17 protein-coding genes and 2 pseudogenes are annotated in these 23,502 nt (G+C 65.6%); 14 read left to right on the forward strand and 5 right to left on the reverse strand.

The window, feature by feature from the left end; genetic code table 11:
* Positions 1-67: 67 nt before the first annotated feature.
* Genes kynU through IPJ87_11435 form a run of 3 tightly spaced genes read right to left on the reverse strand, consistent with a single transcriptional unit; the run spans position 68 to position 2,905 of the window.
* Positions 68-1,339, reverse strand: a complete 1,272-nt coding sequence (kynU, locus tag IPJ87_11425) for a kynureninase (GenBank protein MBK7942463.1) — start codon at positions 1,337-1,339, stop codon at positions 68-70.
* 52 nt (positions 1,340-1,391) lie between these two features.
* Complete coding sequence (locus tag IPJ87_11430; GenBank protein MBK7942464.1) at positions 1,392-2,282, reverse strand: hypothetical protein; 891 nt, start codon at positions 2,280-2,282, stop codon at positions 1,392-1,394.
* 5 nt (positions 2,283-2,287) lie between these two features.
* The gene (locus IPJ87_11435) at positions 2,288-2,905 is read right to left on the reverse strand and encodes a hypothetical protein (GenBank protein MBK7942465.1); all 618 of its coding nucleotides are present in this window, start codon (positions 2,903-2,905) and stop codon (positions 2,288-2,290) included.
* A 118-nt stretch (positions 2,906-3,023) separates the two neighbouring features.
* On the opposite strand from IPJ87_11435, the gene gcvP reads away from it, so the two are divergent.
* The 5 genes from gcvP (at position 3,024) to IPJ87_11460 (ending at position 13,756) form a co-directional block, all read left to right on the forward strand.
* A complete protein-coding gene (gene gcvP / locus IPJ87_11440) occupies positions 3,024-5,885 on the forward strand; it encodes an aminomethyl-transferring glycine dehydrogenase (protein MBK7942466.1) in 2,862 nt (953 codons plus the stop codon).
* Between the two features lie 203 nt (positions 5,886-6,088).
* Positions 6,089-7,930: a hypothetical protein gene (locus IPJ87_11445; protein MBK7942467.1), complete on the forward strand. Its 1,842-nt coding sequence runs from the start codon at positions 6,089-6,091 to the stop codon at positions 7,928-7,930.
* 75 nt (positions 7,931-8,005) lie between these two features.
* Positions 8,006-9,766, forward strand: a complete 1,761-nt coding sequence (locus IPJ87_11450) for a hypothetical protein (protein MBK7942468.1) — start codon at positions 8,006-8,008, stop codon at positions 9,764-9,766.
* A gap of 115 nt (positions 9,767-9,881) precedes the next feature.
* A complete protein-coding gene (locus IPJ87_11455; GenBank protein MBK7942469.1) occupies positions 9,882-11,789 on the forward strand; it encodes a T9SS type A sorting domain-containing protein in 1,908 nt (635 codons plus the stop codon).
* Positions 11,790-11,923: 134 nt separating this feature from the next.
* Positions 11,924-13,756, forward strand: coding sequence for a hypothetical protein (locus IPJ87_11460; protein ID MBK7942470.1), 1,833 nt, complete (start codon positions 11,924-11,926; stop codon positions 13,754-13,756).
* A 49-nt stretch (positions 13,757-13,805) separates the two neighbouring features.
* On the opposite strand, the pseudogene IPJ87_11465 reads toward IPJ87_11460, so the two are convergent.
* Both IPJ87_11465 and IPJ87_11470 read right to left on the reverse strand, forming a co-directional pair.
* A pseudogene (locus IPJ87_11465) lies at positions 13,806-14,569 on the reverse strand (ATP-binding cassette domain-containing protein).
* Positions 14,566-15,306, reverse strand: a complete 741-nt coding sequence (locus tag IPJ87_11470) for an ABC transporter permease (GenBank protein ID MBK7942471.1) — start codon at positions 15,304-15,306, stop codon at positions 14,566-14,568. The pseudogene IPJ87_11465 and the gene IPJ87_11470 overlap by 4 nt, the downstream one beginning before the upstream one ends.
* A gap of 305 nt (positions 15,307-15,611) precedes the next feature.
* Between IPJ87_11470 and IPJ87_11475 the strand changes: the two genes are divergently transcribed.
* From IPJ87_11475 to IPJ87_11515, 9 genes and pseudogenes are all read left to right on the forward strand, one after another.
* Positions 15,612-16,247: a SprT-like domain-containing protein gene (locus tag IPJ87_11475; protein ID MBK7942472.1), complete on the forward strand. Its 636-nt coding sequence runs from the start codon at positions 15,612-15,614 to the stop codon at positions 16,245-16,247.
* Positions 16,248-16,260: 13 nt separating this feature from the next.
* Positions 16,261-17,352, forward strand: coding sequence for an NTP transferase domain-containing protein (locus tag IPJ87_11480; protein MBK7942473.1), 1,092 nt, complete (start codon positions 16,261-16,263; stop codon positions 17,350-17,352).
* A gap of 183 nt (positions 17,353-17,535) precedes the next feature.
* Positions 17,536-18,305, forward strand: a pseudogene (gene ygiD, locus IPJ87_11485) (4,5-DOPA dioxygenase extradiol).
* 33 nt (positions 18,306-18,338) lie between these two features.
* Positions 18,339-19,469, forward strand: coding sequence for a ribonuclease D (locus tag IPJ87_11490; protein ID MBK7942474.1), 1,131 nt, complete (start codon positions 18,339-18,341; stop codon positions 19,467-19,469).
* Positions 19,470-19,537: 68 nt separating this feature from the next.
* Entirely contained in the window at positions 19,538-19,852 is a 315-nt protein-coding gene (locus tag IPJ87_11495; protein ID MBK7942475.1) for a winged helix-turn-helix transcriptional regulator, read from the forward strand.
* 3 nt (positions 19,853-19,855) lie between these two features.
* Positions 19,856-20,662 (forward strand): sulfite exporter TauE/SafE family protein, encoded by an 807-nt coding sequence (locus IPJ87_11500; protein ID MBK7942476.1) that lies wholly within the window; start codon positions 19,856-19,858, stop codon positions 20,660-20,662.
* 122 nt (positions 20,663-20,784) lie between these two features.
* Positions 20,785-22,197, forward strand: a complete 1,413-nt coding sequence (locus IPJ87_11505) for an MBL fold metallo-hydrolase (GenBank protein ID MBK7942477.1) — start codon at positions 20,785-20,787, stop codon at positions 22,195-22,197.
* 103 nt (positions 22,198-22,300) lie between these two features.
* On the forward strand, positions 22,301-22,864 hold the full coding sequence (locus tag IPJ87_11510) for a YeeE/YedE family protein (GenBank protein MBK7942478.1): 564 nt from the start codon (positions 22,301-22,303) through the stop codon (positions 22,862-22,864).
* 16 nt (positions 22,865-22,880) lie between these two features.
* Complete coding sequence (locus IPJ87_11515) at positions 22,881-23,381, forward strand: YeeE/YedE family protein (GenBank protein MBK7942479.1); 501 nt, start codon at positions 22,881-22,883, stop codon at positions 23,379-23,381.
* The last annotated feature ends 121 nt before the right edge of the window (positions 23,382-23,502 follow it).

Genomic DNA, 23,502 nt, shown 5'->3' on the forward strand with positions numbered 1-23,502 from the left:
CTGATCGAGCGGGTCCAGCGTTCAAAGAAGGGTTCGTTCCTACCATTCGCCAGTCGCCATTGACCATTCACCGGACCAAGCACTTCTTGAGTATCTCCCCGAACCGCCAAACGTCCTCGAACGAATTGTAAAGCGGCACCGGGGCCACACGGATGACGTTCGGCTCGCGCCAGTCGGCGATCACACCACGTTCGGTGATGCGATCGAAGAGCGCCTTGCCATGACCGTGCGCCAGGATGCTCAACTGGCAACCGCGCTGGGCAGGGTCCGATGGGGTGATCACTTCGAGGCGTGTGCCGGTGGCCTTCTCCACGTCGGCGATGATGAACGCGAGGTAGGCCGTCAATTGTTCGCTCTTCGCGCGAAGCTGCGCGATGCCGGCCCGGTCGAAGAGCTCCAGGGCCACGCGGTGTACGGCCATGCTGAACACGGGCGCGTTGCTCACCTGCCAGGCCTCGGCCGTGGGCATGGGCTTGAAGGTGCGCTCCATCCTGAAGCGTTCACCCTTGTCGTGGCCCCACCAGCCGGCGAACAGCGGTAGGTCCTTGCCCAAATGACGCTGATGCACGAAGGCCCCGGCCACGCTGCCCGGGCCGCTGTTGAGGTACTTGTAGCTGCACCAGCAGCCGAAGTCCACGTTCCAGTCGTGCAGCTTCAGGTGCAGGTTGCCGGCGGCGTGCGCCAGATCGAAGCCGGCGATGGCCCCCGCCGCGTGCGCGGCCTGGGTGATCGTCGCCATGTCGAAGGCCTGGCCCGTGTAGAAGTTCACCCCCCCGAAGCAGACCAGTGCGAGCTCCTCCCCCAGTTCTTCGATCCTGGCCACGATGTCCTCCGTGCGCAGGATGTGCTCTCCGGCGCGGGGCTGCACCTCGACCAGGTCGCTGGCCGGGTCGCCGCCGTGGAAGGCGATCTGCGAGGCGAAGGCATAGGTGTCGCTCGGGAACGGGCGCGTCTCCGTCAGGATCTTCCTGCGCATCCCTTGAGGCCGGTAGAACGACACCATCAGGAAGTGCAGGTTGCTCGTGAGCTGGTTCATGGCCACCACCTCCTCGGGAAGCGCGCCCACGAGCCGCGCCAGCGAAGGCGTGAGCTCCTCATGGTAGCTGTACCACGGGTGCTTCGCCTGGAAATGCCCCTCCACCCCGAAACGCGCCCAGTCATCGAGCTCCTGCTTCAGCGCATCGGCCGCGCCCTTGGGCTGCAGCCCGAGCGAGTTGCCGGTGAAGTAGAGCACGTCACGGTCATGGTGCCGGGGGAACAGGAACTCGTTCCGATAGGCACGCAACGGGTCCGCCGCATCGCGTGCCTGGGCGAAGGCAAGGCTGTGCTCAAAGGTCATGGACGCCGCCAAAAGTAGGCCCCTACCGGTACGCCGGGCTGATGATCGTCGTTCAACCGAGCAGGGTCAGGGCCGCTGCGAGCGGCGGAAGGAAGAGCGTACCGTCGAGGACCAGCCCGTAGTGGAGCATGCCCCGACCGGCCGACGTGCCACCCACGAGCATGGCGACCGCGAGGTAGGCCGCGGCGGCCAGCACCATGTCCATCGGCCAGGGGGCCGGCCCATCGATGGGCCGCAGCGCCCTGCCGACGAACGCCAGGGTGGTGAACACGCCGACCGGGTAGAGCATGAGGAGCGTGGCCAGGGTCCGGGTACCGGGCCCACCGAGCAGCTGCGGCAGGGTGAGCACCACATCGCGATCGATCGCCCGGTCGCGCAGGTCGAACGCCAGGGCCAGGGACAGGAAGAAGCAGCCCTGCATGACGAACAACCAGCCCGTGCCCTGGGGCGGACGGTCCGCTGGTGCGAACAGCAACGGCAGGTGGACGGTGGTCCAGGCCCAGCAACCGGCAATGAGGAAGGCTTTGAGCAGAGGCACCCGCCGCAGACCCATCGTGCGTCCGCGGACCCAGCGCGCGGGCACCACGTAGAGGAGCACGGCCAGGGTGACCGGAGCGCTGCGGAGCAACAGATCCGGCAGGTGCTGTGCGGCCACCCCCAGGGCGGCGATGGCGGTGATCGACGCCACGCCCAGCAGGGCAGTACGATGGCGCAAGGTCCATTGCAGCTGCGGCGCCGCGCCCAGGGAAGGGTGATCCGCGCGCGCCGACCGCATGAACGCATATCCGGCGAAGGTGGCCAGTGCCGACAGCGTTGGAGCACGCCAGCCGGACAGGCCCATCAGGTGCTGCATGAGCCAGGTCTGCGCCGCGGCCCCGCACGCGAGCCACACATGGCCGTAGATCAACACGCGGAGCAGGGGGCTGCGCAGGTCCGCGTCCATCAGCCCTACGGGTCCAGGTTGGGATTGATCACCAACTGGCGCACGGCCAGACCCACGGCCACGCCGGCCAGGGTGCTGTAGAGCGTGCGCAGCACCCGTTTGGTGCGGCCCGTGCTGGCGTACCCGGTGGCGTAATAGGGATCGCCTTCCATCAGCGGGTCACGGATGGAGCCGCGGGTGACGTGGACCCGGGGCAGGGCCATCACCCCGGCGTAGATCGGCGGCAGCAGCAGGGACATCACTTCCAGATCGAGGGCCACGACCGTGCCCGCACCGAAGACGAAGCCACCGATCATGGGCCACAGCGGCCGGTAGCCGTCGCGCGCGTCCTGCTCACCCTTGATGATCCACCGCATCTGGTCCACGCTGTAGTCGTTGCCGAACACGGTATCCATGAAGTACCACACGCGCTCGCGGCCCAGGCTGTCGGTGACGCTGAACACGCTCTCGGTCGGCTCGCTGCGCTCGATGAGCCGCGCCCCTTTGGGCACTTGATAGCGGATCTCCAGGGTGCTCTGCCCGAGGACCCTGCCCTGGACGGTCTGGCCGTTCATCAGCAGGATACGGTCCTGGGCCCGCCCCCCCATGCACAGGAGCAGAAGAAGGAGCCAGAGGGAACGCATCGGAAGCGGCCAAAGATAGGCGGTGCCGAACATCGCGCCGGCCGCGTTGTTGCTGGGATGGAGCGCGCCGACCGGCCTCATCGAGGTCCGTATATTCGCCGCGCCTTCAGGCCACCCCATGAACACCGTCACCTACCAAGAGCGTCACATCGGACCCCATGCTGCGGACACCCAGGCCATGCTGAAGGCCATCGGTGTGACGTCGCTCGATGCACTCATCCAGCGCACCGTACCCCAGGGCATCCGTGCGGCGCAGGCGCTTGCCACCGGCGATGCGTTCACCGAGCGCCAGCATCTGGACCACATGAAAGCGCTGGGCGCGAAGAACAAGGTCTTCCGCAGCTACATCGGCTTGGGCTTCAGCGGCACGGTGACCCCGCCGCCCATCCTGCGCAACATCTTCGAGAACCCCGGATGGTACACGGCCTACACGCCTTACCAGGCCGAGATCGCACAGGGCCGACTGGAGGCGCTGCTGAACTTCCAGACGATGTGCATCGACCTCACGGGGCTGCCCATCGCCAACGCCAGCCTGCTCGATGAGGCCACCGCCATCGCCGAGGCCATGCACATGCTGTACGCCGCTCGCCCGAAGGAGCTGGCCAACGCGAACAAGTTCTTCGCCGACAAGGGCCTCTTTCCGCAGAACATCGATGTGTTGCGCACCCGCTGCGCGCCCATCGGCGTGGAGCTGGTGGTGGGCGATGTGAAGGACCTCGACCCCGCCGGCGGCTACTTCGGCATCGCGCTGCAGTATCCCGCCATGGATGGTAGCGTGAACGACCACCGCGCCATCGTGGCCAAGGCCAAGGCCGCCGGTGTGAAGACCGCCGTGTGCGCCGACCTGCTCGCACTGGTGCTCCTGACGCCTCCGGGCGAGTGGGGGGCCGACGTGTGCGTGGGCAACAGCCAGCGCTTCGGAGTGCCCATGGGATATGGCGGACCGCATGCCGCCTTCTTCTGCACCACCGAGGATTTCAAGCGCCTGATCCCCGGCCGCATCATCGGCGTGAGCCAGGACCGCCGCGGCCGTCGGGGCCTGCGCATGGCGTTGCAGACGCGTGAGCAGCACATCCGCCGCGACAAGGCCACCAGCAACATCTGCACCGCGCAGGCCCTGCTCGCCGTGATGGCCGGCATGTACGGCGTGTACCACGGTCCGGACGGACTGAAGCGGATCGCCCGCAACGTGCACGCCCACACCCGCAACGTGGCCGAGGCCGCGAAGGCGCTGGGCTACACGGTGGCCAACGGCAGCTTCTTCGACACCGTCACCCTCGGCGGTGCCCACGTGGACAAGGTGCGCGCAGCGGCCGGGAAGCGTGGCATCAACTTCCGGTATGACGGCGGCCAGTTGAGCATCGCGTTCGATGAGACCGTGCGCATGAACGATGCGAACGACGTGGTGGCCGCCCTGGCCGAGGCCGTGGGCAAGCCCGCTCCCGCGCTCAGCGGCAACGGCGCCAGCATGGCCGTGCCCGCCGACCTGCAGCGCAAGAGCGACCTCCTCACCCACCCGGTGTTCAACACGCACCATACCGAGCTGGAGCTGCAGCGCTACATCAAGAAGCTCGAGAACAAGGACTTCAGCCTGATGCACGGCATGATCCCGCTGGGCTCGTGCACCATGAAGCTGAACGCCGCCAGCACGCTGATGCCGCTTAGCTGGCCTGAGTGGAACGCCATCCACCCCTTCGCGCCCGTGGAGCAGACGGAGGGCTACCAGGAGCTGTTCCGTGAACTGAGCGACATCCTCGCCAAGGCCACCGGGTTCACCGCCGTGAGCCTGCAGCCCAACAGCGGCGCGCAGGGCGAATATGCCGGCCTGATGGTGATCCGCGCCTACCATGAGGCTCGCGGCGACAAGCACCGCAACATCGCCCTGATCCCCAGCAGCGCGCACGGCACCAACCCCGCCAGCGCGGTGATGGCCGGCATGCAGGTGGTGGTGGTGAAGGCCACCGAGGACGGGCAGATCGACGTGGCCGACCTGAAGGCCAAGGCCGAGCAGTACAAGGACACGCTGAGCTGCCTGATGGTGACCTACCCCAGCACGCATGGTGTGTACGAGGCGGCCATCAAGGACGTGACCGGCGCCATCCACGCCAACGGTGGCCTGGTGTACATGGACGGCGCCAACATGAACGCGCAGGTGGGCCTCACCAGCCCCGGCGAGATCGGTGCGGACGTGTGCCACCTGAACCTGCACAAGACCTTCGCCATCCCGCACGGCGGTGGCGGCCCCGGCATGGGCCCCATCTGCGTGAACGACAAGCTGAAGCCCTTCCTGCCCGGCCACCCGCTGGTGAAGACCGGTGGTGAGGAGGCCATCCCCGCCGTGAGCGCGGCGCCCTGGGGCAGCGCGTTGATCCTGCTGATCAGCTATGGCTACAGCAAGATGCTGGGCGGCAGCGGCCTCACCGATGCCACGCGTTACGCCATCCTCAACGCCAACTACATCAAGGCGAAGCTGGAGAAGCACTACCCCATCCTTTACCTGGGCGATCAGGGCATGGTGGCGCACGAGATGATCCTGGACTGCCGTGAGTTCAAGCGCACCGCCGGGGTGGAGGTGGAGGACATCGCGAAGCGCCTGATGGACTACGGCTTCCATGCGCCCACGGTGAGCTTCCCCGTGGCCGGCACGCTGATGGTGGAGCCCACCGAGAGCGAGGCGAAGCCGGAGCTGGACCGCTTCATCGAGGCCCTGATCGGCATCCGCCACGAGATCGCCGAGATCGAGAGCGGCAAGGCCGACAAGGCGGACAACGTGCTGAAGATGGCCCCGCACACCAGCGACGAGGTCTGCGCTGATGCGTGGAACCACGCGTATGGCCGCGAGAAAGCCGCCTTCCCGGCGAGCGTGAACCGCGACTGGAAGTACTGGCCCACCGTGAGCCGGGTGGACAACGCCTATGGCGACCGCAACCTGGTGTGCACCTGCCCGCCCGTGGAGGAGTACGCGGCGGCTGAGGCCTGACCAGCGGGAACCGTTCACCCTGGAACGCACCACTGCTCATCCGGTGGTGCGTTCGTGTTCCAGGGCGCTCGACCTTCGATGGTCTGTGGCCGCGCCAACCGTTCGTGGAAGGGCTCCGGGTCCGTCACAAAGGCCATCCGTTCCGCCCCTTCGGGCCCACAGCTTCGGCCCGGGTCAGCGTCCGATCGCCGGCCCCAACGCCGATGCGGAACCGTGTGAACCCCCTTCTTCTTTCCCTGGCCAGCACGATGGTGCTCGCTCAGGAACCCGTGCAGCAGATGCCGTTGTGCTGGAATGCGCGCACACCGATGACCCAGGCCCATGGCCATGAGCGCCCGATCGCGATCGCGGAGGAACGTTCAGCTGCAGCAGTGCTTTGGTCGGAGGACTTCGAGAGCGGACTGGGCGGCTGGACGGTGAACACGCAGACCGGAGCCGTGAGCTGGCAGCTCACCAGCACCGGCAACACGGGCGGCTACACGCCCGGTCCCTTGCAGAGCACCACGGGCTATCCGGGCGGCACGTGGATCGTGGCGGACTCCGACGAACAGGGCACGGCGGGTGTGGCCGAGAACACGACGATCACCTCGCCCCCGATCACCGGCCTGGACACGGTGCCGTTCATGCTCCTGCGGTTCGAACAGAGCTTCCGCCAGCTGAACAACGACATCACCCAGGTGGAGGTGAGCAGCGATGGAGGGACGAACTGGACCGTGTTCCCGGTGAACGGGGAGGTGCCCGGCAACCAGAGCACACCCGGCGCTCCCGTGAGCCAGACCGTGGTGCTCAACATCAGTGCAGCACTGAACGGCGGCTCGGGCGACATCCGCATCCGCTTCCACTGGCTCAGTTTCGAAGGCTACACCTACAGCTGGCAGGTGGACGACATCGCCCTGTTGACGGTGGAAGCGAACGACCTGCGCCTGATCTCGGCCACCTACGCTGACTGGAGCCCCGACGAGCCCGACTTCGACGGCCTGCCGTACACCATCTATCCGATCGATGAGCTCCGCGAACTGAAGTTCAAGGCCGTCGCGATCAACAATGGTTCGCAGCCGCAGACCAACGTGCGGCTCAAGGCCGACATCGACGGGCCCGGCACCAACGATGTGGTCCTGTACAGTGCACCGATCACACTTTCTCCGGGGGCCGTGGACAGCCTGTACATCACGGGCTATACGCCCGTGGCCGCGCTGGGCACCTACCTCCTCCAGCTCTCGGTGGTGCAGGATGAACCCGAAGCCCTGCCGGACGACAACGGAAAGGTGATGCGTTTCGAGGTGCAGGTGGACCGCTTCGCACGCGACGAGGATGCGATGCAGGGCGACCGCAACAACGGGATCGACGCCTACGAACTGGGCAACTGGTACCACATCCGCTCCTCCGACCGGACGCTGTACGCCATCGAGGTGGCCCTGAGCGCGCGTACCGACCCGGGCACGCTCATCACCGCATCGCTCTACGACGAGGAGCTCGAGCTGCTCATGGGCACCGAGGAGCACGAGGTCCTGGCGGGCGAGCTGAACCTGCAGGGGCAGCACAAGTTCATCACCCTTCCGCTGATCGCACCCATGCCATTGGAGGAGGACCAGGACTACTTCGTGGCCCTATCGCACTATGGTGGCAATGAGGAAGTATGGACGGCCACGAGCGGCACGAGCGCGCCGCAGAGCTCGCTCATCTTCGATGGCGGCAACGGGCAGTGGTACTACGTGACGGTGACGCCGATGGTCCGCATGAACTTCGACCCCGCGGCGAGCGTGGTCGAGGGACCGGGACGCCCGCACGGGCTCCTGGCCATGCCCAGCCTGTTCGACGACCGCACGACGATCCGGATCGACCTGCCCGTGGCCTCGCAGGTGCGGTGGGAACTGCGGGATGCGGTGGGCCGCATGGTGCGGAGCGGAGAGGAGGGCATGCGGCCGGCAGGCCCGCACGGCATCGACCTGGACGGGGCGGGGCTTGCACCGGGGGTGCATGCCTTCACCGTGATCGACGGCGAGCGACGGTCCACGATCCGCATCGTGCGCAACGGGGCGCGGTGACCGGACCGCTAGCAAGCGGCGAAGCCCCCGGATGACGGGGGCTTCGTGCGTCGCACCGGGCTATCTTTGGCCGCCATGACGCGCCGCCCCCTGTCCGGTCCACCGCCCTTCCGGGCCTTGACCGGCGTGCTCCTCGTTGCCCTCATCCCGGCCTTCGCCACAGCCCAGGTCTGCGTGCTGAACGAGAACTTCGAAGACGCGGCGTTGCCGGCCGGCTGGGACATCGGCCCGGCGGTGGAGCGGATCGATGTGAACGGCGCCGGCACCGGGGAGTTCGTACCCGCCTGGCGCGTAGGCACTGCCGCAGAGGCCAACGCCAACGGCTACTTCCCCGTGCCCGATGGTCCCGTCGACGACCGGTTCGTCATGGTCAACGACGATGCGCCACCCTGCGACTGCGATCTGGACAGCGCCCGGTTGACCACACCGGCCATCGACCTCACCGGCGCGGACCATGCTCTGCTCACCTTCCGGTACTTCCTGGATGGCGCTTTTGGCGGCGATAGCTCGTGGGTGGAACTGACCCTCGATGGCAGCTCATGGACGCGCGTGGCCGACCTCGACCCAGGCACCGGGTGGCAGCAGCGCAGTGTCGACCTCACGGCTGCGGACGGAGCCCCGTCAGCGCGTGTGCGCTTCCATTGGACGGACCGGGGCGGCTGGGCGTCGGGCCTGGCCCTCGATGATGTGTGCGTGCGCGGCCGTGCGCCGCATGACCTGACCTTGGAGCGGCTCGCGTTCGGCGACCTGCACACCTCCCCCTTCAACAGCACCATCCCCGGGCTCGACCCGGCGGAGGTCCCGGTGACCCAGGCCGCATCGCCTTCCATCTCCATGGTGGTGCGCAACAAGGGCCACCTGCCGCTGTTCGGAGTCCACACCACCGTGGACCTTGCACTGAACGGTGGTCCCCAAGGTCAGTGGACCAGTGACACGCTTGCGTTGCTGGCCGCGAACGACGCGGATACGCTGGTGGTGCGGACGGACTGGGTGCCCACGGGACCTGGAGTGCTCACGGCCACCGCCACGGTCGGTTCGGGCGGTTCGGAGGATGTTCCGGGGGACGAGACAGGGACCGTGCAGCGCTTGTTGACCGCGACCGGCTGGGCCGAGGGTGATGGTGCGTACTCACAACGCAGTGGATCCACCCTGGGGGGCATCGATGCCGGGGGCGCGGGCTACATGGCCGGATGCAGGTACGAGTTCCAAGTGGATGACCTGGTGCATGGCCTGGGGGTGCGGCTGGATGTCGGCACCGAGGTGGGCGCCCAAGTGATCGGTCGCTTGCTGAACTCCGATCTGCAACCGGTGGCGAGCACCGACACGTTCCACATCACCGATGCCGACGTTCAGGCGGGCCTGTCCTGGGCCTGGACCTACCTGCCGTTCGATGCGCCGGTGCCGGTGGATGGAGGTACGGATATGATGGCGGTGGTGGAACAGGTCCCGGACAGTGGCCTGATGCGGATCGCCTTGGGCGGCGAGGTGCGACCGGGAACAGCCGTGGTGCACGAATTGAACGCACTGGACTGGAGCTATCCGCTGCGCGCGCCCTTGGTGCGCCTGCACCATAGCCCGGTGGCGGTGGCGCTGGCCCAGCCCTTGGTGCGTCCCGACCTGATCCTCCGGCAGGAGGGGACGCAGCTCGTCATCCGGGCCCCGTGGCCCATCCGAAGGATACGCGTGCTTGATGCGGCGGGGCGGACCGTGCTGGCGGAGGGCCCCTCTGGAGCGACTTCATCTTTACCTGTGGTCGGCTTGGCCCCGGGCTCATACACGCTGGTGGTGGACGGCCCGGACACCAGGGCCACAGCGCGGTTCGTGCACAGCCGCTGAAGCCTTGCGGGGCCTATGGGCCGAACGGTTCCACTGATCTGAGGAACGGGGTGCTTGTGGAAGCAGCGGGATGGCTACCTTGGGCGTCCTTAATCAAGGAACAACCCTTCAACCGATGGTCACTCGATACACGACAGCCCTTTCGTTCATGGGCCTTGCCATGCTGGCGAGCGCCCAGTGGGTCCGCAACACGCCGGCCCGTTCCACGTTCGGTCCCGATGAAGCCACGCCGCTGCGTGCCCAGCCCCTGAGCCAAGGCCAGGCCAAGGCCGGTGGCGATGTGGTGTTCTATGAGGATTTCGCCAATGGCCTTGCCGGCAACAACGGTGTGGGCCCTTGGACCGTGTCCGGCCCCGACGGCAACCTCTGGGTCCACCAGTTCACCGGCCCCAATGGCGCCTACAGCGACCCTGCTCAGGAGATCATCCAGTCCGAGAGCGTGGCCAACGGCTTCATGCTGTATGCGGCCGACTCGGCCAACTGCACCTGGGCCGGTCAGACCCCCACGGCCAACGCCACGTTCGTGAACTGGGAGGGTTCCCTGGTGAGCCCGACGATGGACCTCAGCGCCACGCCCTTCGTGCAGCTTGAGTTCCAGCAGGCCCGTCGCTATTGTTGCGGCGACGCCCCGTACTTCGTGGAAGTGAGCACCGACGGCGGCGCTAGCTGGCCCTTCCGGTTCGACGTGAACAACGGGACCGCGGCCAATGCCGGTGTGGACATCGACGTGCGTTCCGTGAACCTGTCCCAGGCGATCGCCGGCAATCCGGCCAACGTGCAGATCCGGTTCTTCTTCGATGGGACCACGGCCGGAACCTCCCACTACTACTGGCAGGTGGATGATGTGCGCATCATCGAGCTGTACGAGTACGACCTCGCCGTGACGGGTGCGGCGGCGACCCAGTGGGACCCCGCCACCTCGCTGACCTACGACTCGCTGCGCTACTCGCTGTATCCCTTCAGCCAACTGCGCCCGATCGGTCTGAACATGACCGTGCTGAACAACGGCTCCCTGGACCAGTCGAACGTGACCGCGAACTTCCTGGTGGAGCGCTCGGGCACCACGGTGCTGGATCAGGACCAGGCGATCGCCAACTTCCCGGCCGGTGACATCCAGACCGTTTTCGTGAACCCGGACTTCACGCCTCCCGCAGTACCCGGCACCTACGATGTGACGTACACCATCAGCTCCGGCCAGGTGGACAACACCCCGAACGACAACGAAGGCGACGCCTCTTTCGGTGTGGCGGAGTTCGACTATGCGCGTGACCTGGGCACGGTGGCCTCCTTCGAGGACGGCAACGGCAACAACGACCCGTACGAGCTGTGCAACGGCTTCCACATTTCCAGCGCCACGAACCTGTACGGCATCAATGTGGCGCTGCGCAACGGCGGCACGGGCACCGTGGGCCTGCTGATCCGCGGCACCCTCCGCGCCGGTGACCTCACGACGATCATCGCACAGACCCAGGAGCACGAGATCGTGTCCAGCGACCTGAACGGCGCCAACGGCACCAAGTTCATTCCGCTGGTGTTCGATACGCCCCAGCCCCTGGATGCCGCCAGCGACTACATCGTCTGCATCGAGCACTTCGGTGGTGGCCAGCTGCGCATGGGACAGAACGGTGTGAGCGAGGAGCAGTCGTCCTTCATCTATTTCGACGGTCCTGCCGGCCTGGACTGGTACTTCACCACCACCACGCCGATGATCCGCATGAGCTTCGACCCGACCGTGAGCATCACCGAAGCTGACCGTGTTGGCGGTGTGGGCCTGGGCCAGAACATGCCGAACCCGGCCGATGAGAGCACTGCGGTGACCTTCGAGCTGAAGGAAGCCAGCGCCACCACCCTCGAGGTACGCGACCTCAGCGGCAAAGTGGTCCGCATGGACAACCTGGGCAACCGCGGCGCCGGTGCGCACCGGGTGACCATCAACACGGCCGACCTCACCGAAGGCGTGTACTTCTACACCCTCACCGCCGCCGGGCAGCGCCTGAGCAAGCGGATGGTGGTGGTGCATTGATCCAAGACGATCCTTGCGGAAGCCCGACCGGTTGGTCGGGCTTCCGTTTTTCTGGACGGAACGTTCGACAACGATCCTTGCGCATGGAGGAGAACGCCCAAGTACCTTGGCTGAACAACGAACCTACCCCGACCATGAACAGAACCCTACTCGCCTTGATCGCCCTGGCGGCCGCCCATGGACCGCTGAACGCCCAGCAGGTGCGCCAGGTGCCCGAGCACCCTGAGCACAAGCACCACGGTCCGTCGATCGCCCCGGCCACCGGCCCGGCGATCAACCCCAAAGGCTCCGCGTTCTACACTGAACCGTTCGACAACGACCTCAACGGATGGACCGTGGTGAGCGGCATCGGCAGCCTGGATTGGGCCTGGACCAACAGCGGCCCCGGCCCCACCTCGAGCACCTATCCCGTTCCCGCGTTGATCACGAGCACGCCGAGCGGATGGGTGATCATCGACGATGACTACCTGGGCTCTCCGGGGCAACAGGCCGAGAGCAGCTTGGTGAGCCCGGTGATCGACCTCAGCGCGGCACCGACCAACCTGAAGGTGGAGTTCGACCAGTACTTCCAGGAGTTCTCCGATCCCGACGTGGAAACGTGGGTCGGCGTGAGCACCGATGGAGGCACCACTTGGGATGAGGTCCTCATCAATGAAGGCGTGGGCCGCGACGGACGCCCGAACCCGGAAGTGATGGACGTGGACATCAGTGCCTGGGTGGCGGCCAACCCCTCCAATGTGCAGCTTCGGTTCCGCTACCTGGCCACGTGGGATTACGGATGGCAGCTGGACAACATCGCCATCCGCGAGCTGCCGAACAACGACATGGCCCTGGTCGCCTTCGCCAAGACCGACTTCGACTTCGACCTGACGGGCGTGGCGAACATGGACTACAGCATCTACCCGCTGTCCCAGCTTCGGCCCATGCAGATGTCAGGGCTGCTGAAGAACAAAGGCTATCTGGCACAGACCGGGGTGTCGATCACCTCGACGGTGACCGAACCGGGCGGCGCGAACGAAGTGCTGACGGGAGGTGGTCTCAGCTTCGCCCCCGGAGAGACCGTGGCCGTGCCGGTGACAGGCTACACGCCGCCGAACACAGTGGGGATCTACACCCTGGACCATGCCGTGAGCCAGAACGAAACGGACGAAGTGCCGGCGAACAACAGCGGTACGGACCAGTTCGCCGTGAGCACCACGACCTGGGCGCACGACGATGGAGCCGTACAGTCCTTCATCCTACAGGGCCCGGATTTCGCCGGAGAGCAGTTCGGGGTGGGGAACCGCTTCGACGTGGTGGCGGACGCCCAACTGGTGGCCGTGCAGGTGGCGATCCACGACACCACGGAAGCGGGCACCCTGATCGCCGGGGAGATCTACGACGCGGATGACAACCTCCTTGACCAGACCACCGACCATGAGATCGTCCCCTCCGAGCTGAACACGGTCGGCGGCAACACCTTCATCACCCTGACGTTCGATGCACCGATCGACCTCTTCACCGGCAACGCCTACCTGGTGATGGCGCACTACTTCGGAGGCCCCGAGGTCGTGGGTTTCGCCACCAGCGGGGCCAGCGCCGCGCAGGTGAGCATCGTGCACTACCCGGACGATCCGCAGGGCAACTTCTTCTACTACGTCACACGGACGCCGATGGTGCGTGCGGTGCTGGCTGGCGCGATCGGCATCGATGAGGCGAACGGGCTGCTGGCCCGGGCCCCGCTGGCCTGGCCGAACCCCGCCACCGAGCAGACCCGCCTGAGCTTTGAGCTGTTGGAGGCCGTGCCCGTGCGCTTCGAGCTGCACGCGGTGACCGGTGATCTGGTGCAAAGCGCCGATCTCGGCCGGATGAGCGCCGGTGAGCAACAGCACGTGATCGATGTGAGCGGACTGTCCCAAGGCCTGTACACGTGGACGGTGATGCTCGACGGCCGCCGGTTCAACGGCAGGCTGGCCGTGCAGCGCTGAGCGCGGAATGCTGATGCGAAGGCCCTGCTCCGGCGGGGCCTTCGTGCGTTCAGGCCGGTCCGAGCAAGCCTTTCCGCGCCTGCCGCATCAGTTCGCTGGCGAACACGAAGGCCTTCAGTTCCTCGTTGCCCGAGGCGAGCAACGCGTCGCGGTCCCCCGTCCACCAGCATCGGCCCGTGTGCAGGAAGAGGATGTTCTGCCCGGTCTCGATCACCGAGTTCATGTCGTGCGTGATCACGATGGTGGTGGTCCCGTACTCCTCGGTGATCTCCTTGATCAGCTCGTCGATGAGGATGGAGGTCTGGGGATCGAGCCCGCTGTTGGGCTCATCGCAGAACAGGTACTTGGGGTTCATGGCGATGGCCTGGCGATGCCGACGCGCTTCTGCATGCCGCCGCTCAGCTCGGCGGGAAACAAGGCATCCTTGCCTACGATGTTGACGCGTTCGAGGCAGAAGCGTGCGCGCTTCTCCATCTCGGCCACGGTCAGGCTGGCGAACATGCGCAGGGGGAACATCACATTGTCGAGCACGGTCATCGAGTCGAACAGGGCCGCGCTCTGGAACAGCATGCCGATCTCCTGGCGGATGGTCCGTTTCTCGGCCAGGCCGAGCTCGTGGAACGGACGGCCATCGTACAGCACACGGCCCTCGTCAGGCCGGTGCAGGCCCACGATGCACTTGGCCAGCACGCTCTTGCCGCTGCCGCTCTTCCCGATCACCTGGTTCACCACACCCTTGGCGAACGTGGCCGTGATGTCCGTGAGCACACGTGCGTCGCCAAAGCGCTTGCTGAGCCCCAGGACCTCGATCATATGAGCAGCAGCTGGGTGAGCATGTAGTTGGCGATGAGGATCACCACGCTGCTGAACACCACCGCGGTGGTGCTGCTGCGGCCCACCTCCAACGCCCCTCCCTGGGTGTGATACCCGTGATAGGCCGCCACGCTGGTGATGATGAAGGCGAACACCACCGTCTTGATGAGGGCATAGGTGACCGTGAAGGGGTCGAAGTCCCACTGAAGCCCCTGGATGTACGCGTTGGGGGCCACCACGCCGGTGAGGCCGCTCACCACCCAACCGCCGAAGATGCTCAGGAACATGCTGATGACGATGAGGAAGGGGTTGATCAGCATGGCCGCCACGATCTTGGGCAGGATCAGGTAGCTGGCGCTGTTGACCCCCATGATGTCGAGCGCATCGATCTGTTCCTTCACCCGCATGGTGCCGACCTCCGCGGCGATGTTGCTGCCCACCTTGCCGGCGAGGATGAGCGAGATGATGGTGGGGCTGAACTCCAGGATCACGCTCTGGCGCGCGGTGAAGCCCACCACGTAGTCCGGGATCCAGGCCGCATCGATGTTGCTGGCCGTCTGGATGGTGATCACCGCGCCCATGAACACCGAGAGCAGCGCGACGATGCCCAGGCTCTTGACACCGAGCTGATCGATCTCCTCGGCGACGCGACGGCCATACAGGCTCATCCGCTCCGGCCGGCCGAACACCTGGCCCAGGAACTCGAAATACCGCCCGACGTGGTAGAGGATGTTCATGCGCCCGGGGCGAAAATAGGCCCGCCGACCCCAGCCCCCCCGGCTTCCGGTGCCCGAAGGGGTGTTCCCCTACCTTTGCCGGCCATGTGGCGCACCCGGTCCCTGCCCTCGTTCCCGGCCTTGTTGGGCGTGTTCCTGCTGGTGGCGCCACTGATCGGAGGGTGCGCCACACGCCCACCGCACGTCACCAAGCACAAACGCGGGCGGAAATGCGATTGCCCCAAATGGGACCATCACCCACCCCAAGGCGCGCGGGACTGGCGGCATCACGCATGGAACACCTCCTCCGGCGCACGTCCCCTGGCATGAGACCCACGAGCGGACCGGATGCGCTGCGCGAACGGCTGCCTGCCGGAGCCGTGCCGGTGGTGCTGGACTGGCTGCACCGCAACCGGGTGCAGGTGCGGATCACACCCCGCCGGGCCACGAAACTGGGCGACTACCGCACGCCCGTGGCCGGTCGGCCCGCGCGCATCTCGGTGAACCGGGACCTCAACCCGTACGCCTTCCTGGTGACGCTCGTGCATGAGTTCGCCCATCACGCCACCTTCGAAAGCTGCGGCCCTCGTGTGCGCCCCCACGGTATCGAGTGGAAGCGGACCTACGCCGAACTGATGCGTCCGTACCTGGCGCCGGCCGTGCTGCCCGAGGATGTGCGCGGGATCCTGGCCGGCCACCTGACCGACGCGACGGCGAGCAGCTGTTCCGACCCGGCGCTGGTGCGCGTGCTGCGGCGGTATGATGACCATGCGATGCCCTTGCTCGAAGAGCTTCCGGAACACACCATCTTCCGCTTCAATGAGCGCCTGTTCGTGAAGGGCGCGGTACGCCGCTCCCGGGTGGCCTGCCGCTGCCTCAACGACCGCCGCACCTACACCATCGACCGGCTGGCCGGCGTCGAGGTGGGCTCCCCGGTACCGCTCGTCATGCAAGAACCGTGAACGACAAGACACGATGACCGACCCTCGAACCTATTGCGTGATCATGGCCGGCGGCATCGGAAGCCGATTCTGGCCCATGAGCCGCACCGCCTATCCCAAGCAGTTCCTGGACTTCCTGGGCCTTGGACGCACGCTCATCCAGCAGACCTACGACCGTTTCCTCGCCCTCTGCCCCCCGGAGAACATCCTGGTGGTGACCAATGCCCAGTACGCGCCGATCGTGAAGCAGCAGCTGCCCGGCATGAAGGACGCACAGATCCTGTTGGAACCGGCCCGCCGCAATACCGCCCCTTGCATCGCCTACGCGAACCATGTGATCGCCAAGCGCGACCCCGAAGCCCGGATCATCGTGGCCCCGAGCGATCACTTGGTGATGAAGGAACAGGAGTTCCATGACACCGTGCGCCTCGCCCTCCGCCAGGCCACGGACCATGACTGCCTGATCACCCTCGGCATCATGCCCAACCGCCCGGACACCGGGTATGGCTACATCCAGTTCGTGGAGGAAGCGGGCACGGCCCATCCCCGTGTGAAACGGGTGCGCACCTTCACCGAGAAACCCGACCACGACACGGCCTTGCGCTTCATCGAGAGCGGCGACTTCCTGTGGAACAGCGGCATCTTCATCTGGACGGCGCGAAGCATCCGCAACGCCTTCAAGCGGCACTTGCCCGACATGGAACGGGCCTTCGAGGCCGGCGAGGAAGCGTATGGCACGCCGGACGAGCGCGCCTTCATCGCAAGCGTGTACGGGGACTGCGCCAACATCAGCATCGACTACGGCGTGATGGAAAAGGCCGACAACGTCTTCGTGGTCACCAGCGACTTCGGCTGGAGCGACCTGGGCACCTGGGGGAGCCTATACACCCACTTGCCGCACGACGAGGCCGGCAACGCGGTCGTGGGAGACCAGGTGAAGCTCTACGACTGCGCGCGGACCGTGGTGCATGTGCATGATGACCGACTGGTGGTGCTGCAAGGGCTGGAGGACCACATCGTGGTGAGCACCAAGGATGCACTGCTGGTGGTGCGCAAGCACGACGAACAGAAGATCAAGCAGTTCGTGAACGACGCCACCGCGGAGTGGGGCGACAAATACGTCTGACCAGGGTCCGGGGGGTGGCATGCCCCGGATGGGCGCGATGATCTTTCTTTCCATGTAAACTATCTTCGCGGCAGGCACAGGCGGCAGTCCCTCGGGCTCGCCGCCCTTGCGGTCGGCGGTGCGGGTGCCAAGCGCTTGACCGACCTCGACCAATTGAGCCGTGACCTGGGCAGGGGTCCGGTGATGCCAACCGTCCTCATCGGGTATGGAAGCCCGATGAACGCCATCCAGGACAACGACTTCACTCGGTCGCTCGCCCGATCGGGGAGGCGCTTGGACCGGCCGAAAGCGGTGCTGGTGGCACATTGGCTGACCCCGGGCCGGACCATGGTGGCCGTTTCCCCGGCGCCGGAGACCATCCACGACTTCGGTGGGTTCCCCGATGAACTGTTCCAGGTCCGCTATCCGGCCCCTGGTGCGCCGGAAGCGGCGCGAAAAGCCGCGGCCGCGGTCACCAGCGTGCAGGTGCATGCGGACCACGAGATGGGATCGGATCACGGCGCCTGGTCCGTCCTGAAGCACATTTGGCCTGCGGCCGATGTCCCTGTGTTCCAAATGAGCCTCAACTGGGGCATGACCCTGCCGAGCACCACGCCCTGTCACATGAGCTGAAGGCCCTGCGCCACGACGGCATCCTGGTGCTCGGAAGCGGCAATGTGGTGCACAACCTGGGACGGCTGAACTGGAGCGACCCATCCGCTCCTCCCTACGACCGGGCGCAGGAGTTCGACGCCTTCGTGGAGGGGCGGCTGGCCGCCGGGGATCATCAGGCGCTGGTGGACTACAGCTCGCTGGGCGCGATGGCCCGGCTCGCCCATCCCACGAACGACCACTCCCTGCCCCTTTTGTACACCTTGGGCACGGCGGGCATCGACGAGCCGCTCACGGAACCGCACAGCGGTCCGAAGATGGGCAGCATCAGCATGCGCAGCTTCATGCAAGGACCGGGCTGACCGCCAGCGGCTACCTTCGCGCGCCTTGTGCCCATGAGACCCGTTGCCTATCGCACCATCACCACGCAGGAGGACCTGGCCCGGATGACCGAGGCCCTCACCGCCTCGTCCGTGATCGCGCTGGACACTGAGGCGAGCAGCTTCCACCGGTATCGGGTCCGTGTGTGCCTTGTCCAGGTGAGCGATCGGGACCGCACCTGGCTGGTGGACCCCTTCACCGCCGGCGATCTGGCCCCCCTGGGCACCCTGCTGGGCCGCCCTGAGATGGAAGTGGTGATCCACGATGCCGATTACGACCTGCGCATGCTCGCCCAGGAGCAGGGCATCCGCGTGGAGAACGTGTTCGACACACTGGTGGCCGCGGAGCTCCTGAACGAGCCCGAGATCGGCCTCGCCTCGCTGCTGCAGAAGTACATGGGGATCCATGTGGACAAGAAGTTCCAGAAGGCGGATTGGAGCAAACGTCCACTGCCCGATGCCATGCTCGACTATGCCGCCGGCGATACGGCCCACCTCATCGCCCTGCGCGACATCCTGGAAGCCCGGCTGAAGGAAAAGGGACGGTGGAGCTGGGCACAGGAGGAGTTCGCGCTCCTCACGGACGCGCCGTTCAACCTGCAGGAGAACCTCGAGCCGGGCTATCTCCGCATGAAGGGCGCCAAGCTGCTGAAACCCCATCAGCTCGCGGTGCTGCGGGAGGTGCACACCTGGCGGGAAGGCGTCGCCGAACGCATGGACCGGGCACCGTTCATGGTCATCGGTAACGAGGTGCTGCTGGACCTGGCCAAAGCACCGCCGACCGATGAGCGCGACCTATCGGCGCGCAAAGGCATCGGCGAGAAGGTGATGGCGCGACATGGTCGGGCGCTCTTGGAGGCTGTCCGCCGGGGGACCCTCCTGCCCAAGGAGCAGTGGCCGCGCCTGGAACGCCCCAAACGCTGGGACCGTGATCCTGACCATGATGAGCGGCTGAAACGGTTGAAGCTCGTGCGCGACCGCCTCACCACGGAGCACGATCTGCGGATGGGCATCGTGGCCAGCAATCAGCTGCTTCAGGAGATCGCGCGCACGCGCCCCGGCGATCTGCAGGCCCTGGCCGCACTTCCGGGCATCCGCCGCTACCAAGCGGAGCTCTTCGGTGCCGAGCTCCTCGGCGCCGTGTGACGATGTGACCCGGGTCACATTGTAACATAGATATCCCACTATACTTTTGTCCCCGGAACCCGAGGACCATGGCGACCCTGACCCTGGAGGAACGTGTGGGCACCGAGAAGCTGATGCGCGCGAGCGAACTGTTGCGCATGGCGGCGCACCCGCAGCGGCTGGCCATCCTGGACCTGCTCGGCAGGGAGAAGCGGTTATGCGTACTGGAGCTCCGCGAGCGGCTGGGCATCGAACAGGCCATCCTGAGCCAGCACCTCACCCTGATGCGCGACAAAGGGTTGGTCGACTTCGAGAAGGAGGGCCGCTACAGCTTCTACTTCCTGGCACGGACGGAGTTCATGAAGATCATCCGCGACATCGAGACCTGCTGCGACAAGCTTTAGGGCATGGAGATCATCGGGTACATCGGCGCTGTGCTCATGGGCCTGTCCCTGGGCCTGATCGGCGGGGGGGGCTCCATCCTCACGGTGCCCATCCTGGTGTACCTCTTCGGGGTGGACGCGGTGCTGGCCACGGCCTACTCGCTCTTCATCGTGGGTCTCACCAGCCTGATCGGCTCCTTCAGCCACATCCGCATCGGCAACATCCATTGGCGCACGGCCGTCGTGTTCGGCATCCCCAGCATCGTAGCCGTGTTCGCCACGCGCGCCTGGCTGGTGCCGGCGCTGCCCGATCCGCTGTTCAGCCTCGGCGGCACGGCGGTGAGCAAGGCGCTGGGCATGCTCATCCTCTTCGCCGTGCTGATGGTGGCCGCCGCCTACAGCATGATCCGCAGGCCGAAAGCCGCGGCGGCCGGCAGCGACGGCGCCGTGGCCTTCAACTACCCGCTGATCCTCGGCGAAGGCTTGGTGGTGGGCACCATCACCGGTCTGGTGGGCGCGGGCGGTGGCTTCCTCATCATCCCCGCGCTGGTGCTGCTGGCACGCCTGCCGATGAAACAGGCCGTGGGCACCTCATTGATCATCATCGCCGCCAAGAGCCTCATCGGTTTCACCGGCGACCTGAAGGGCGACGAGGTGATCGACTGGAGCTTCCTGCTCCTCTTCTCGGCCATCGCCATCGGCGGCATCATCGCCGGAAGTCTCCTGAGCAAGCGCATCCCGAACGAGAAACTCAAACCCGCCTTCGGATGGTTCGTGCTCCTTATGGGTATCTACATCATCGGCCGCGAATTCTCGCACATGGCAGCTTGAGTACATTCACCACAGAGGCACAGAGAAACCCAAGAACGAATTAGCCACAGCACAAAGCACGATGCACTATTCGCATTCCTCCGTGCCCTCTGTGCCTCTGTGGTGATACTCCCCACAACAACATGAAGATCGAACAGATCTATACCGGCTGCCTGGCGCAGGGCGCCTACTACATCGAGAGCGATGGCGAAGCGGCGATCATCGATCCGCTGCGCGAAACGACCCCCTACCTCGAGCGGGCCGTGGCGCGCAACGCCAAGATCAAGTACGTGCTGGAGACCCACTTCCACGCGGATTTCGTGAGCGGTCACCTCGACCTGTCGAAACGGACGGGCGCGCCCATCGTGTACGGTCCCAACGCCAGGCCCGCATTCGACGCGCACATCGCCACGGACGGTGAGGAGCTGAAGCTCGGCAAGGTGACGATCAAGGTGCTGCACACACCCGGCCACACCATGGAGAGCACGTGCTACCTGCTCATCGACGAGAACGGCAAGCCGCACAGCATATACACCGGCGACACCCTCTTCATCGGCGACGTAGGCCGCCCGGACCTGGCGCAGAAGGCCGGGTCCATCACGCAAGAGGACCTCGCGGGCTACCTCTACGACAGCTTGCACAACAAGATCATGCCGCTGCCCGATGACGTGATCGTGTATCCTGCCCACGGGGCCGGCAGCGCGTGCGGCAAGAACATGAGCAAGGAGACCTTCGATACACTGGGCAACCAGAAGACGAACAACTATGCGCTGAAGGCCGCCACCAAGGAGCAGTTCATCAAGGAGGTGACGGAGGGTCTGCTCCCTCCCCCCGCCTACTTCCCGCAGAACGTGGCCATGAACAAGGGCGTGATCGAAAGCGTGGACACGGTGAAAGAGAAAGGCCTGCGCGCGCTCACGCCGGACCAGTTCGAATTGGTGGATGAGACCGAAGACGCATTGGTGTTGGATACGCGCGGCGCGGAAGACTTCAAGGACGGCTTCATCCCGCGCAGCATCAACATCGGTATCAAAGGCGACTTCGCACCCTGGGTGGGCAGCATGATCCCCGACGTGAAGCATCCGCTGCTGCTGGTGACCGATGAAGGCATGGAGGATGAGGTGGTGACGCGCCTGGCCCGCGTGGGATACGACAACGTGAGGGGCTACCTGAAGGGCGGCATCGCCGCGTGGAGATCGCTCGGCAAGGAGTTGGATGCCATCGATCGCATCGATGCGGAGGATTTCGCCAAGCGCTTCAAGGCAGGCAAGATCCGCGTGATCGACGTGCGCAAGGACGGGGAGTACACCGCCGAGCACGTGGACGGTGCCTGGCACGCCTCCCTGCAGTTCATCAATCAGAACCTGGCCGCCTTCAGCAAGGAGGAAACGAACTACGTGCACTGCGCCGGCGGCTACCGCAGCATGATCGCCGCGAGCCTGCTGAAGTCGCGCGGCTACCACAACATCGTGGAGGTGCGCGGTGGCTTCAATGCCATCAAGAAGACCGACGTGAAGGTGACCGACCACGTGTGCCCGAGCACCCTGCTGAAGTGACCTCTACCGAAAGCGAATGGTGAATGGTCAATGGTGAATGGGCTGCCATCAAGGCATTCCCATTCGCCATTCGCCAATGACCATTCACCAATACATGAAAACCATGCTCGAAAGCCTCAAACACCCCTGGCCCTGGTACGTCGCCGGCATACTGATCGGCCTCACGGTGCCATACCTGCTCCTGGTGGGCAACAAGACCTTCGGCATCAGCAGTTCACTGCGGCATCTGTGCGCCGCCTGCATACCCGGCGACGTGAAGTTCTTCAAATACGACTGGAAGAAGGAGGCGTGGAACCTCTTCTTCGTCGGCGGCATCGCGCTCGGCGCGTTCATCGGCGCCACGCTGCTCGCCGATCCGGCGCCGGTTCAGCTGGCCGCGCCCACCGCGGAATACCTGGCCTCGAAGGGCATCACGGACACATCGCGCCTGATGCCTCCGGAGATCTTCTCCTGGTCCGGCCTTTTCAGCCTGCGCGGCCTGGTCTTCTTCGTGATCGGCGGCTTCATGGTGGGCTTCGGTACGCGCTACGCGGGCGGCTGCACCAGCGGCCACGCCATCATGGGGCTCAGCAGCCTGCAATGGCCCAGCCTGGTGGCCACCATCATGTTCATGGTCGGCGGCATCGCCATGACCTGGTCCATCCTCCCCCACCTGCTCACCCTCTGACCCCGTGGCACAGAACATCCAACGCTCACCGGCGGAACTGAAGGACCTTCAGAACCGCGAGCTCGACGCGATCTGCGTGAACGAGAGCGTGCTGAAGCACCCGTGGTGGTACAACCTGAAGTACAGCGCCTGGGGCATCCTGTTCGGCATCGTGTTCGTGAAGGCGGAGATCATCAGTTGGTTCCGCATCCAGGAGATGTTCCGTTTCGAGAGCTTCCACATGTACGGGGTGATCGGCACCGCCGTGATGGTGGGGCTGATCAGCCTGTTGATCATCAAGCGCACCAAGGCCCGCACCATCTATGGAGAGGAGATCCACATCCCGAACAAGGAGTTCAGCAAGGGCCAGATCCACGGTGGTCTCATCTTCGGAATGGGTTGGGCCATCACGGGCGCCTGCCCGGGTCCGCTCTTCGCCCAGGTCGGCGCAGGTTTCGGCGTGGTGATCGTCACCTTCCTGAGCGCCGTGGCCGGGACCTATGTGTACGGAGCGGTCCGCGACAAGCTCCCCCACTGAACCTGCGCGATGACCGCGCCGCTGATCGTCCTGTTCGCCGCCCTGGTGGTGTGGGTGTACCTCGCCGTGGTCGACGAGGCCACCGAGGTGCTGAGCCGACGCGCCGGCATCCCGCACGACC

This window comes from Flavobacteriales bacterium, from assembly GCA_016713875.1.
Taxonomy (GTDB): Bacteria; Bacteroidota; Bacteroidia; order Flavobacteriales_F; family PHOS-HE28; genus PHOS-HE28.